The following is an 11,940-nucleotide window of genomic DNA, read 5'->3' as shown; positions in this document are numbered from 1 at the left end:
GAAATGACGAATATCGCCTTCATCGGCCTCGGCATCATGGGCAACCCGATGGCCGTCCACCTCGCCAACGCCGGACACTCCGTGGCCGGCCTGGACCGCAGCCCGGAGCGCGCCGAGGCCCTGATCGCCGCCGGCGGCCGCGCGGCCGGCTCGATCGCCGACGCGGTCAAGGGCGCCGACGTGATCTGCGTGATGGTGCCCGACTCGCCCGATGTCCAGGACGTCCTCGAGGGTGAGAGCGGGGTCTTCCAGAACGCCGAGACCGGCGCGCTGATCATCGACTTCTCCAGCATCCGGCCCGACGTCACGCAGCAGCTTGCCGAGCAGGCCCGCGCGCTCGGGTTCCGGCTGCTCGACGCACCGGTCTCCGGTGGTGAGGCCGGCGCCAAGAACGCCGCGCTGTCGATCATGGTCGGCGGCGAGGCGGACGACTTCGCGGTCGCCAAGCCGCTGTTCGACGCGGTCGGCAAGACCGTCGTCCACGTCGGCCCGAGCGGTTCCGGCCAGACGGTGAAGGCCGCGAACCAGCTGATCGTGGCGGCGAACATCCAGGCGGTCGCCGAGGCGGTCGTGTTCCTGGAGGCGTACGGCGTCGACACCAAGGCCGCCCTCGAGGTCCTGGGTGGTGGTCTCGCCGGGTCCACCGTGCTGAACCAGAAGAAGGAGAACATGCTGTCCCGCTCCTTCGAGCCCGGGTTCCGGATCGATCTGCACCACAAGGACATGGGCATCGTCACCGCGGCCGCCCGCGAGGCGGGCGTCGTCGTACCGCTGGGTGCCCTGGTGGCGCAGCTGGTCGCGTCCGCGCGGGCGAACGGTGACGGCAAGCTCGACCACTCGGCGCTGCTCCGCGGTGTGGAGCGCCTGTCCGGAAAGGCGAACTCATGACCCGGATGCGCGCGGTCGACGCCGCGGTACTGATCCTGGAGAAGGAAGGGTCGACGCAGGCGTTCGGGCTGCCCGGCGCCGCGATCAACCCGTTCTACAGCGCGATCCGCGCCCATGGCGGCATCAAGCACGTGCTGGCCCGCCACGTCGAGGCCGCGTCGCACATGGCCGAGGGGTATACCCGGGCCGCGGCCGGCAACATCGGCGTCTGCATCGGTACGTCGGGACCGGCCGGCACCGACATGATCACCGGCCTGTACTCCGCCTCCGCGGACTCGATCCCGATCCTCTGCATCACCGGCCAGGCGCCGGTCGCGAAGCTGCACAAGGAGGACTTCCAGGCCGTCGACATCTCCGCGATCGCCAAGCCGGTCGCGAAGTGGGCGGTCACCGTGATGGAGGCCGCGCAGGTCCCGGGCACCTTCCAGAAGGCGTTCCAGGTGATGCGCGAAGGCCGTCCGGGTCCCGTCCTGATCGACCTGCCGCTGGACGTACAGCTCGCGCAGATCGACTTCGACATCGACACCTACGAGCCGCTTCCGGTCTCGCGCCCGGCCGCCACCCGCGCCCAGGCCGAGAAGGTACTGACGATGCTGAACGAGGCCGCGCAGCCGCTGATCGTCGCCGGGGGCGGGATCATCAACGCCGACGCCGCGGACCTCCTGGTCGAGTTCGCGGAGGTCACCGGAGTTCCCGTCGTACCGACGCTGATGGGCTGGGGCGCGATCGGCGACGACCACCCGCTGAGCGCCGGGATGGTCGGTCTGCAGACGTCGCACCGGTACGGCAACGCGACCATGCTGGCCTCCGACCTGGTCCTCGGGATCGGGAACCGGTGGGCGAACCGGCACACCGGCGGGCTGGACGTGTACCGCGGCGAGCGGAAGTTCATCCACGTGGACATCGAGCCGACGCAGATCGGCCGGGTGTTCGCGCCGGACTACGGTGTCGTGTCGGACGCCCGCGCCGCCTTGCAGGTGTTCGTCGAGGTCGCGCGCGAGTGGGCGGCCGAGGGCAAACTGGCCGACCGTACGGAGTGGGCCGCGGAGTGCCGCGAGCGCCGTACGACGTTGCAGCGCCGCACGCACTTCGAGAACACCCCGATCAAGCCGCAGCGCGTGTACGAGGAGATGAACCGCGCGTTCGGGCCGGACGTCCGGTACGTCAGCACGATCGGGCTGTCGCAGATCCAGGCCGCGCAGATGCTGCACGTGTACCGCCCGCGGCACTGGATCAACGCCGGTCAGGCCGGCCCGCTCGGCTGGACCGTGCCGGCCACGCTCGGCGTCGCGGTCGCGGATCCGGACAGCACCGTGGTGGCGCTGTCGGGTGACTACGACTTCCAGTTCCTGATCGAGGAGCTCGCGGTCGGGTCGCAGTTCAACATCCCGTACATCCACGTGGTGGTGAACAACTCGTACCTCGGCCTGATCCGGCAGGCGCAGCGGAACTTCGACATGGACTACTGCGTGCAGCTGTCCTTCGAGAACATCAACAGCCCCGAGGTGAACGGGTACGGTGTCGACCACGTCAAGGTCGTCGAAGGCCTGGGCTGCAAGGCGTTGCGAGTGTCCGAGCCGGACGGGATCCTGCCGGCGCTGGAGCAGGCCAAGAAGCTGATGGTCGAGCACCAGGTCCCGATCGTCGTCGAGGTCATCCTCGAGCGGGTCACGAACGTCTCGATGGGGGTCGAGATCGACAACGTGATCGAGTTCGAGGACCTGGCGGTGTCACCGGCCGACGCCCCGACCGCGCTCGCGTTGCTGGACTGATGACGGCCCCGACGTTCGAGGGGTTCGGCGTCCGGATGGTCGTTGCCTCGGACAAGTTCAAGGGGACGCTGACGAGCACCGAGGTCGCGGCAGCGGTCGGCGCCGGGGTACGACGAGTCTGCCCCGACGCCACCGTGATCTCGGTCCCGGTGGCCGACGGCGGCGACGGCACACTCGCCGCCGCCGTCGCCGCCGGGTATCAGTTGGTGCCGGTGGTCGCGTCCGGTCCCACCGGGCAGCCGGTGTCCTCCGGGTACGCGCGGTCCGGTGACACCGCGGTCGTCGAACTCGCGGACGTCTCCGGGCTGGTCCGTCTCCCGGACGGCGTCCCGGCCCCACTCACCGCGACGTCGTACGGCACCGGCGAGGTGATGGCATCCGCGATCGACGCAGGCTGCACCCGCATCGTGCTGGGCATCGGCGGGAGCGCGTCAACAGACGGCGGCACCGGCCTGATCCAAGCCCTCTGCGGCGCAGACCACCGGGCCGAATGGACCTTCGATCTGGCGATCATTCGCCGCCGGCTCCGGGGTGTGCAGGTGGTTGTTGCGTGCGACGTGGACAATCCGTTGACCGGGCCGCGGGGAGCTGCTGCTGTCTACGGACCGCAGAAGGGGGCGACGCCGGAGCAGGTGGGCGAGTTGGACCGGCGGCTGACGCGCTGGGCCGACCTGGTGGCCGAGGCGACCGGCAAGGACCTTCGCGATGTACCCGGCGCCGGAGCCGCGGGTGGTGTGGGGTTCGCAGCGCTCGCGCTGCTCGACGCCGAGCTCCGGCCCGGCATCGACCTCGTCCTGGACCTCGTCGGTTTCCGTGAGCAACTGATCGGCGCCGACCTGGTGATCACCGGCGAGGGTGCGCTCGACGAGCAGACACTGCACGGCAAGGCGGTCGCGGGCGTGGCGTCGGTAACAGCCGGAATTCCAGTTATCGCTGTGTGTGGCGTCAACCAGCTGGAACCCTGGCAGCTGCGGGAGATCGGGGTGATCGCGGCGCACGCGCTCACCGACCTGGAGCCGGACGTCCAGCGGTGTATCGCCGACCCGAAGCCGTTGCTCGAACAGCTCGGGGAACGGATCGCAGTGCAGCACCTTACGATGACACGGAGCGAGAGAGGCATCGCATGAACGCTGTGGATCTGGTGATTCGGGCTCGGCGGGTGGTGCGGGCCGTGGGGGAGCAGGCGTGTGCGGTCGGCGTCCGGGACGGGCGGATCGTCGCGATCTCGCCGTACGACGCCGAGCTCGACGCGGCCGTGGAGTTGCGGCTCGCCGACGACGAAGTACTGCTGCCGGGGCTCGTTGACTCGCACGTGCACGTCAACGACCCGGGCCGGACCGACTGGGAAGGGTTCACGTCCGCGACCAAGGCAGCGGCCCGCGGCGGCGTCACCACGATCATCGACATGCCGCTCAACAGCATTCCGCCGACCTGCGACGCGCCGGCCCTCGCTCTCAAGCGCAAGACCGCCGAGACCCAGGCGTACGTCGACGTCGGGTTCTGGGGCGGCGCGATCCCGGGCAACGTGCCGGACCTCCGCCCGCTGCACGACGCCGGCGTGTTCGGGTACAAATGCTTCCTGCTGCACTCCGGCGTGGACGAGTTCCCGCCGCTCGACACGGACCAGCTCGCGGCAGCGATGGCCGAGATCGCGAGCTTCGACGGCCTGCTGATCGTGCACGCCGAGGACGCGCACCGCATCGACGAGGCGACCCCGCCGAACGGCGCGAACTACGAGGCCTTCCTCAACTCGCGCCCACGCGCGGCCGAGAACGAGGCCGTCGCGCAGGTGATCCGACTGGCCCGCGAGTACGACTGCCGCGTGCACATCCTGCACGTCTCCAGCGCCGACGCCCTGCCGCTGATCGCCGACGCCCGCGCGTCCGGCGTACGGATCACCGCCGAGACCTGCCCGCACTACCTGAGCTTCGCGGCCGAGGACATCCCGGACGGCGCGACGCAGTACAAGTGCTGCCCGCCGATCCGCGAGGGCGCCAATCGCGAGCTGCTCTGGGAGGGCCTGCGGGACGGCACGATCACCCTGGTTGTGTCCGACCACTCGCCGTCGACGATCGACCTCAAGCACCTCGACACCGGCGACTTCGGCACCGCCTGGGGCGGCATCGCCTCCCTCCAGCTCGGTCTGCCCGCCGTCTGGACCGAGGCCCGCCGCCGCGGGTTCACGCTGGCCGACGTGGTCCGCTGGATGTCCACGGCCCCCGCCGAGCAGACCGGCCTGCGCACCAAGGGCCGGATCGAGGTCGGGTACGACGCCGACCTCTGCGTGCTCGCCCCCGACGAGACCTTCACCGTCGACGCGCACCAACTGCAGCACAAGAACGCCATCACGCCGTACGACGGACGCACGCTCACCGGCGTCGTCCGGAGTACCTGGCTCCGCGGCGCACCCGTCGACATCGACGTCGACCCACGCGGCCGCCTGCTGACCCGAGGAGAGCGATGAGTTTCTACGCGCCGAAGGGCGGCCTGCCCCCGCAGACCGACCTCACCACCGACCGCGCGGTCTTCACCGAGGCGTACGCCGTCCTGCCTCGCGGCACGATGCGGGACATCGTCACCAGCCGGCTGCCGTTCTGGGACGACACCCGGTTGTGGGTGATCGCGCGGCCGCTGTCCGGGTTCGCGGAGACGTTCTCGCAGTACATCGTGGAGGTCGCGCCGGGCGGTGGCAGCGACAAGCCGGAGACCGACCCGGCGGCCGAGGCCGTGCTGTTCGTTGTCTCGGGCAACCTTGTGCTGACGGTCGCGGGCGAGAAGCACACGCTGACCGAGGGCGGGTACGCGTACCTGCCGCCGGGTGGCGACTGGACGGTGCGGAACACCAGCGACGCGGCGGTGACGTTCCACCTGGTGCGCAAGGCGTACGAGCGGGTCGAGGGGATCGACGTACCGCCGGCGATGGTGACGAACGAGGCGGACGTCGAAGGCCGCGAGATGCCGGACACCGAGGGGCGGTGGAAGACGCAGCGGTTCGTGGACCCGGACGACGTACGGCACGACATGCACGTCAACATCGTCAGCTTCGAGCCGGGTGGGGTGATCCCGTTCCCGGAGACGCACGTGATGGAGCACGGGCTGTACGTGCTGGAGGGCAAGGCCATCTACCTGCTGAACAAGGACTGGGTGGAGGTGCAGGAGGGCGACTTCATGTGGCTCCGCGCATTCTGCCCGCAGGCCTGCTACGCCGGCGGGCCGGGGCGGTTCCGCTACCTGCTGTACAAAGACGTCAACCGGCACCCGAAGCTGACGCTCTAAACGCTGATCGTCACCGGGCGCTGGGGAGCGACGAGCGGGTCGGTGGCCAGGCGGGCGTGGCGTTCCACGTCGTACCGGGTGCCGTCGAAGGCGAGGCGTTCGCGTTCGATGCCCTCGGAGAGGAAGCCGGCGCCGGCCGCGACCGCGCACGAGGCCGGGTTGTTCAGCCGGTGCCCGAGCTCGAGCCGGTACAACCCGGCGTCGTGGTGCGCCCAGCCCGCCAGCGCGCGCAGAGCATCTCGCGCGACGCCGTGGCCGCGGACGTCGTGCAGCGTCCAGTACCAGGTCCAGCCGACCCGGTGCCGGTCGATGTTGGTGACCCCGACGCAGCCGATCGGGTGATCGTCGGCATCCGCGACGGCATACACGTGCCCGTTGTCGAGGTCCGCGACCCGCCCGATCCAGTCCACCGCGGACGCCCGGTCCACGATCCCACCCTGATGCGCCATCTCCGGATCGTCGTGCGCAGCGGCCAGCCGCAACGCATCACCCGTCCGCCACTTCCGCAGCCCCAGCTCCCCGAGCGCGTATCCCATCCCTCGAAAATACCCCCGCGGCCGTCACCCGAGCCCGTCCCTCGGCGCGTTCCCACCGGTCCCGATCGACTGGGAGAGGATAGGGCCCATGGGATATCTGGATTTCAGGGATCAGGTTGTCGTGGTGACCGGGGCCAGTAGCGGGATCGGGGCCGCGGCGGCGGTGGGCTTCGCGGAGACGGGAGCCACGGTCGCGCTGCATTACCACCGCAACTCCGACGGCGCGAAGCACACCGTGGGCGCGGTGCAGACAGCCGGCGGTGCGGCGTCCCTGCACCAGGCGGACCTCGCGGACCCGAAATCCGCCGACGCGTTCATCGACGAGGTACTCGCGCAGCACGGGCGGATCGACGTGCTGGTGAACAACGCCGGCGACCTGGTGAACCGGTCCGCGATCGCCGACGTACCGGACGAGGAGTTCCACCGGATCCTGGACGTCAACCTGACCTCGGTGTTCGCGCTCAGCCGGCGGATCGTGCCGGTGTTCCGCGCGCAGGGCAACGGGTCGATCATCAACGTCACCTCGATCGCCGGGCGGACCGGCGGCGCCGGCGGGTCGGTCGTGTACGCGACCTCGAAGGGCGCGGTCAGCACGTTCACCCGCGGTCTCGCCAAGGAGCTCGCCGCGGAGGGTATCCGGGTGAACGCGATCGCGCCCGGCGTGATCGCGACCCCGTTCCACGACCGCCACACCGCCGACGCCCAGATGCAGGCGATGCTGGCCACCATCCCGATGGGCCGTACCGGCACCCCGCACGAGTGCGTCGGCACGATCCTCTTCCTCGCCTCCGACCGGATGGCGTCGTACGTCACCGGTCAGATCATCGAGATCAACGGCGGCCAGCTGACGCCGTGAGCAGCGGCTGTCCGCCTACCGCGAGAGGGTGCGGAAGCGGTGGGCGGACAGTGGCAGGAAGACCGCGGTCAGCAGCAGCGGTCCGATGACCGCGGCCAGGCCGGCGTGGGTGCCGATCCAGGTCGCGGTGGCTGACGGATCAGGGTTGCCGAACAGGGACCGGGCCGCGGTGGCCGTGGCCGAGAGCGGGTTCCACTGGGCGATCGTGCCCAACCAGGCGGGCATCGTCGACGTCGCGACGAACGCGCTGGAGAGGAACCCGATCGGCCAGACCACGACCTGCACCATCGTGACGCTCTGCGCGTTCTTCACCGTCAGGCCGATGAAGATCCCGACCCACAGCAGCGCGAACCGGAGCAGGAGCAGCAACCCGAACGCCGCCAGCGCGGACGGCAGCCCCTCGTGCCAGCGCCACCCGAGCGCGAGACCGGTCCCGACCAGCACGACCAGCGTCACCGCCGAGTCCAGCATGTCGGCGATGCACCGCCCCAGCACCACGGCCGCCGAACTCATCGGCAACGACCGGAAGCGATCCGTCACGCCCTTCGACACGTCGGTGGTGACCGCGGTCATCGTGCCCTCCAGCCCGAAGAGCATCGCCAGCGCGAAGATCCCGGGCACCAGCAACTCGTAGTACGACGAACCCTCGGGGGACTCCATCGCTCCGCCGAGCAGCGCGCCGAACATCAGCAGCATCAGCACCGGGAAGAACCACTGGAACACCACCAGCCACGGCTGCATCCGCCAGTGCGTCAACGTCCGCCGCGCGATCGTCCAACTGTCCGCGAGCGCGTACCCAAGCCCCGTCATGCCGCCACCTCCGCTCCGGTCAGGTGCAGGAACACCTCGTCGAGCGTCGGCCTCCGCAACGTGATGTCCTCCGGTTCGATCTTTGCCTCGTGCAACGAGTTCGCCATCACTACCAGCGCCTTCGTCCGGTCCTTCACCGGCACACTCACCCGTACGTCGGCCACCCGGATCTCGCCGTCCGCCAGCGATCCCGCCAGCTCGACCACCCGCCGTACGTCGGCCGGATCGGCGAGCACCAGATCGAGCCAGTCCGACCCGAGCTGCGTCTTCAACTCGTCCGGTGTGCCCTCCGCGACGACCTTTCCCGCCTTGAGCATCGAGATCCGGTTCGCCAGCTGATCCGCCTCCTCCAGGTACTGCGTCGTCAGCAACACCGTCGTACCGCCGTCGACCAGCTGCCGTACGGCGTTCCACACCTCGATCCGCGCCGCCGGATCGAGCCCCGTCGTCGGCTCGTCCACGAACAGCACCCGCGGCGCCACGATCAGACTCGCCGCGAGGTCGAGCCGTCGCCGCATGCCGCCGGAGTACTTGCTCACCGCCTGCCCGGCCGCCTCGGTCAGGCTGAACTGCTCGAGCAGTTCGTCCGCCCGGCGCCTCGCGTTCTTCAGATGGTTCAACCGCCCGAACATCACCAGGTTCTGCCGCCCGGTGAGTACTTCGTCCACAGCCGCGTACTGCCCCACCAGCCCGATCCGCCGCCGTACCTCCGCTCCTTGCCGGCGTACGTCGTACCCCGCGATCGTCGCCGTACCGGAATCCATCTCCAGCAGTGTGGACAGGATCCGCACCGCCGTCGTCTTGCCGGCGCCGTTCGGGCCGAGCAGGCCCGTCACCGTGCCGGCCGTGACCTCCAGGTCGAAGCCGTTCAGCCCCGCACCCTCCGTGCCGCCGCGGTAGTTCTTCCGGACACCGGCGGCCTCGATCACTCGTTCCGTCGTCATTCCCACCTCTCGGGTCGTTGAGCCGTAGAGTGTACCGTACAATGTACGGCTCAGGTACGATGCGGTCAACGACGAGCGGCGGAAGAAGGTTCCGGTGGCGGGAAGAAAGGCGGCGGCGCCCGATCCGGCGCGCAGTCTGGCGCTGCTCTGGGGCAGCCACGCGAAGCCCGGCCGGTCCGGTCTCACCGTGCGCGCGATCGTGGACGCCGCGGTCGAGCTGGCGGACGCCGAAGGCCTCGAGGCGCTCTCGATGCGGATGGTCGCCGAGCGGCTGAAGGTCGGGACGATGTCGCTGTACACGCACGTCCCCGGCAAGGGCGAGCTGACCGACCTGATGTTCGACGAGGTGTACGGCGACCTGTACGCCGACGTCGACGAGCCGGCCGGTCAACCCGGCGGCTGGCGCGGCGCGCTCGAGTTCATCGCGCGCCGCAACTGGGAGACCCTGGCCGCGCACCCGTGGATCCACGAGGTCCCGACGATGCGGAACGCGTTGGGTCCGAACATCACCCGCAAGTACGAGGCCGAGCTCCGCCCGCTCGACGGTCTCGGCCTGACGGACGTCGAGATGGACTCGGCGCTGGCGCTCGTCCTCACCCACGTCCAAGGCACTGCCCGGGCCGGCGCCGAGCAACTCAGGCTCCAGCGGGACTCAGGCCTGAGTGACGAGGAGTGGTGGCGTCAGATCTCGCCGACCCTCACGACGGTGATGTCCGGCACGCACTTCCCCACCGCCGGCCGAGTCGGCACGGCGGTGGGCGAACACTTCCAATCCGCCCTCGACCCGGCCCACGCCCTCACCTTCGGCCTGGCTCGGATCCTGGACGGGATCGCCCTACTCATCGACGAGCGGGCCTGAGGATCCCCAGGCCATCACAATCGCCCGAATGCGGCGACGCCCCGCTCACCTGCGGTCGAGTGCTGGGATTGTGATGGCCTGGCGGTCCGCCTATCCGTTGAGCAGGTCCTCGAACGGGGTCGGGTTGGCGAACGGGTCCGTCTGTGCGGGCGTCTCGTTGTGCAAGGCCGCGACCAGCTCGCCGGCCGCCTGGCTGATGCGGGTGCGCAAGCCGCTGGCGTTCGGGCCCCAGTCGGTCGACGCGGCGTACACGGCGGTCGCGACCGGGAGCGCCTTCAGGTAGGCGAACAGCGGGCGCAGTGCGAACTCCAACACCAACGAGTGCCGCTCGGTCCCGCCGGTCGCGGCCAGCAGGACCGGCTTACCGGCCAGCGCCTTGTCGTCGAGCACATCGAAGAACATCTTGAACAGACCGGAGTACGACGCGCTGAACGTCGGGCTCACCACGATCAGTGCATCCGCGCCGGCGACTGTCTCCAGCACCTCGCGCAACGCGGCCGACGGGAAGCCGGTGAGCAGGTTGTTCGTCAGGTCGTGGGCGTGATCGCGAACCTCGATCAGCTCGATCCGCGAGTCGATCCCGCGCCCGGACAGCTCGTCCCGCACTGCGTCCGCCAGCTGGTCGGCGAGCAGCCGGGACGACGACGGCGTCGTCAGCCCGGCCGTCACGACGGCAATGACCTTCTCGTTCATCGGGTCCGCTCCTCGGCGGTCGGCTCGGCCACGGCCGCCGGCTCCGCGATCGTCTCCAGGTCGCGGGCCCGTTCGGCCGCGGCCTTCAGTGAAGCATGCGTCGGCGCGTCCGGTACGTGCGCCGGCTTCAGCGCGGCGAACTCCTTCCGCAGTACCGGAACGACCTCTTCGCCCAGGATGTCCAGCTGCTCGAGCACCGTCTTCAACGGCAACCCGGCGTGGTCCATCAGGAACAGCTGCCGCTGGTAGTCGCCGACGTGCTCCCGGAACCCCAGGGTCCGCTCGATCACCTGCTGTGGGCTGCCGACGGTCAACGGCGTCTCCCGGCTGAAGTCCTCCAGTGAGGGCCCGTGCCCGTACACCGGCGCGTTGTCGAAGTACGGCCGGAACTCGCGGACCGCGTCCTGGGAGTTCTTCCGCATGAAGACCTGACCGCCGAGTCCGACGATCGCCTGGTCCGCGGCGCCGTGCCCGTAGTGCTCGAAGCGGCGACGGTACAGGTCGATCATCTGCTTGGTGTGCGACATCGGCCAGAAGATGTTGTTGTGGAAGAACCCGTCCCCGTAGTACGCCGCCTGCTCGGCGATCTCCGGCGAGCGGATCGACCCGTGCCAGACGAACGGCGGTACGTCGTCCAGTGGCCGCGGCGTCGACGTGAACCCCTGCAGCGGCGTACGGAACTTGCCTTCCCAGTCCACAACGTCCTCACGCCAGAGCCGGCGGAGCAGCGCGTAGTTCTCGACGGCCAGCGCGATCCCGTTGCGGATGTCCTGCCCGAACCACGGGTACACCGGACCGGTGTTGCCGCGGCCCATCATCAGGTCCACCCTGCCGTCGGCCAGGTGCTGCAGCATCGCGTAGTCCTCGGCGATCTTCACCGGGTCGTTGGTGGTGATCAGGGTCGTCGACGTGGACAGAATGATCTTCGACGTCTGCGCCGCGACGTACCCGAGCTGGGTGGTCGGTGACGACGGCACGAACGGCGGGTTGTGGTGCTCACCCTGCGCGAACACGTCGAGCCCGACCTCTTCGGCCTTGAGCGCGATCGCGACCATCGCCTTGATCCGCTCACCCTCACTGACCGTGACCCCGGTCGTCGGGTCCTCAGTCACGTCCCCAACGCTGAACACCCCGAACTGCATCCGTCTCTCCTCGCCTAGGTAGTTCACTATTAAACTACTGATGCCACCCAGAACGCCAATCCCCGCCCCGGCATTCCGCCGGACCCCCACCACTCACCAAACACCAACGCCGACCCAACGCCACGCGGGGGCGCGGCGGGGTCGGCGTCGATTCGAGCGGTTAC

At 69.6% G+C, this 11,940-nt stretch carries 12 protein-coding genes; 7 read left to right on the top strand and 5 right to left on the bottom strand.

Translation table 11 applies throughout. The annotated features are described in order from the left end of the window. Nucleotides 1-3 precede the first annotated feature (3 nt). The 5 genes from AC0662_RS20785 to AC0662_RS20765 are packed head-to-tail and all read left to right on the top strand — an operon-like array spanning nt 4 to nt 5,936. On the top strand, nt 4-888 hold the full coding sequence (locus AC0662_RS20785) for a 2-hydroxy-3-oxopropionate reductase (protein ID WP_452197593.1): 885 nt from the start codon (nt 4-6) through the stop codon (nt 886-888). Continuing rightward, nucleotides 885-2,660, top strand: coding sequence for a glyoxylate carboligase (gene gcl, locus AC0662_RS20780; protein WP_478302512.1), 1,776 nt, complete (start codon nt 885-887; stop codon nt 2,658-2,660). The genes AC0662_RS20785 and gcl overlap by 4 nt, the downstream gene beginning before the upstream one ends. Continuing rightward, entirely contained in the window at nt 2,660-3,787 is a 1,128-nt protein-coding gene (locus tag AC0662_RS20775) for a glycerate kinase (RefSeq protein WP_478302510.1), read from the top strand. Before gcl ends, AC0662_RS20775 begins: the two co-directional genes overlap by 1 nt. Further along, nucleotides 3,784-5,124 carry an allantoinase AllB gene (allB, locus tag AC0662_RS20770; protein ID WP_478302508.1) on the top strand — a complete coding sequence of 447 codons (1,341 nt, stop codon included), beginning with the start codon at nt 3,784-3,786 and terminating at the stop codon, nt 5,122-5,124. Before AC0662_RS20775 ends, allB begins: the two co-directional genes overlap by 4 nt. After that, on the top strand, nt 5,121-5,936 hold the full coding sequence (locus AC0662_RS20765; RefSeq protein ID WP_452197600.1) for a bifunctional allantoicase/(S)-ureidoglycine aminohydrolase: 816 nt from the start codon (nt 5,121-5,123) through the stop codon (nt 5,934-5,936). The genes allB and AC0662_RS20765 overlap by 4 nt, the downstream gene beginning before the upstream one ends. Here the strand turns inward: AC0662_RS20765 and AC0662_RS20760 are convergent. Continuing rightward, nucleotides 5,933-6,472: a GNAT family N-acetyltransferase gene (locus AC0662_RS20760; protein WP_452197602.1), complete on the bottom strand. Its 540-nt coding sequence runs from the start codon at nt 6,470-6,472 to the stop codon at nt 5,933-5,935. The two genes, AC0662_RS20765 and AC0662_RS20760, sit on opposite strands and share 4 nt — an antisense overlap. An 88-nt stretch (nt 6,473-6,560) precedes the next feature. Between AC0662_RS20760 and AC0662_RS20755 the strand changes: the two genes are divergently transcribed. Beyond that, nucleotides 6,561-7,328, top strand: coding sequence for an SDR family NAD(P)-dependent oxidoreductase (locus tag AC0662_RS20755; protein WP_452197603.1), 768 nt, complete (start codon nt 6,561-6,563; stop codon nt 7,326-7,328). 15 nt (nt 7,329-7,343) lie between these two features. On the opposite strand, the gene AC0662_RS20750 is transcribed toward AC0662_RS20755, so the two are convergent. After that, nucleotides 7,344-8,138, bottom strand: a complete 795-nt coding sequence (locus tag AC0662_RS20750; RefSeq protein ID WP_478302505.1) for an ABC transporter permease — start codon at nt 8,136-8,138, stop codon at nt 7,344-7,346. After that, entirely contained in the window at nt 8,135-9,082 is a 948-nt protein-coding gene (locus AC0662_RS20745) for an ATP-binding cassette domain-containing protein (RefSeq protein ID WP_478302503.1), read from the bottom strand. Before AC0662_RS20745 ends, AC0662_RS20750 begins: the two co-directional genes overlap by 4 nt. Nucleotides 9,083-9,176: 94 nt before the next feature. Between AC0662_RS20745 and AC0662_RS20740 the strand changes: the two genes are divergently transcribed. Beyond that, the gene (locus AC0662_RS20740; RefSeq protein WP_478302501.1) at nt 9,177-9,941 is read left to right on the top strand and encodes a TetR/AcrR family transcriptional regulator; all 765 of its coding nucleotides are present in this window, start codon (nt 9,177-9,179) and stop codon (nt 9,939-9,941) included. Nucleotides 9,942-10,031: 90 nt separating this feature from the next. On the opposite strand, the gene AC0662_RS20735 is transcribed toward AC0662_RS20740, so the two are convergent. Next, nucleotides 10,032-10,634: an FMN reductase gene (locus AC0662_RS20735; RefSeq protein ID WP_452197610.1), complete on the bottom strand. Its 603-nt coding sequence runs from the start codon at nt 10,632-10,634 to the stop codon at nt 10,032-10,034. Then, complete coding sequence (locus AC0662_RS20730) at nt 10,631-11,776, bottom strand: LLM class flavin-dependent oxidoreductase (RefSeq protein WP_478302499.1); 1,146 nt, start codon at nt 11,774-11,776, stop codon at nt 10,631-10,633. Before AC0662_RS20730 ends, AC0662_RS20735 begins: the two co-directional genes overlap by 4 nt. Nucleotides 11,777-11,940: the final 164 nt, after the last annotated feature.

Source organism: Kribbella sp. NPDC043289 (assembly GCF_056436705.1).
The sequence above is the reverse complement of the archived record's forward strand: the minus strand, read 5'-3'. Positions and strand labels throughout refer to the sequence as shown.

Bases quoted from the DNA above. Each gene is read 5' to 3' on its own strand.
- AC0662_RS20745 (WP_478302503.1), bottom strand. From the start codon at position 9,082: ATGACGACGGAACGAGTGATCGAGGCCGCCGGTGTCCGGAAGAACTAC.
- AC0662_RS20765 (WP_452197600.1), top strand. From the start codon at position 5,121: ATGAGTTTCTACGCGCCGAAGGGCGGCCTGCCCCCGCAGACCGACCTC.
- AC0662_RS20730 (WP_478302499.1), bottom strand. From the start codon at position 11,776: ATGCAGTTCGGGGTGTTCAGCGTTGGGGACGTGACTGAGGACCCGACG.
- AC0662_RS20775 (WP_478302510.1), top strand. From the start codon at position 2,660: ATGACGGCCCCGACGTTCGAGGGGTTCGGCGTCCGGATGGTCGTTGCC.
- AC0662_RS20755 (WP_452197603.1), top strand. From the start codon at position 6,561: ATGGGATATCTGGATTTCAGGGATCAGGTTGTCGTGGTGACCGGGGCC.
- AC0662_RS20735 (WP_452197610.1), bottom strand. From the start codon at position 10,634: ATGAACGAGAAGGTCATTGCCGTCGTGACGGCCGGGCTGACGACGCCG.
- AC0662_RS20760 (WP_452197602.1), bottom strand. From the start codon at position 6,472: ATGGGATACGCGCTCGGGGAGCTGGGGCTGCGGAAGTGGCGGACGGGT.
- AC0662_RS20750 (WP_478302505.1), bottom strand. From the start codon at position 8,138: ATGACGGGGCTTGGGTACGCGCTCGCGGACAGTTGGACGATCGCGCGG.
- allB (WP_478302508.1), top strand. From the start codon at position 3,784: ATGAACGCTGTGGATCTGGTGATTCGGGCTCGGCGGGTGGTGCGGGCC.
- AC0662_RS20785 (WP_452197593.1), top strand. From the start codon at position 4: ATGACGAATATCGCCTTCATCGGCCTCGGCATCATGGGCAACCCGATG.
- gcl (WP_478302512.1), top strand. From the start codon at position 885: ATGACCCGGATGCGCGCGGTCGACGCCGCGGTACTGATCCTGGAGAAG.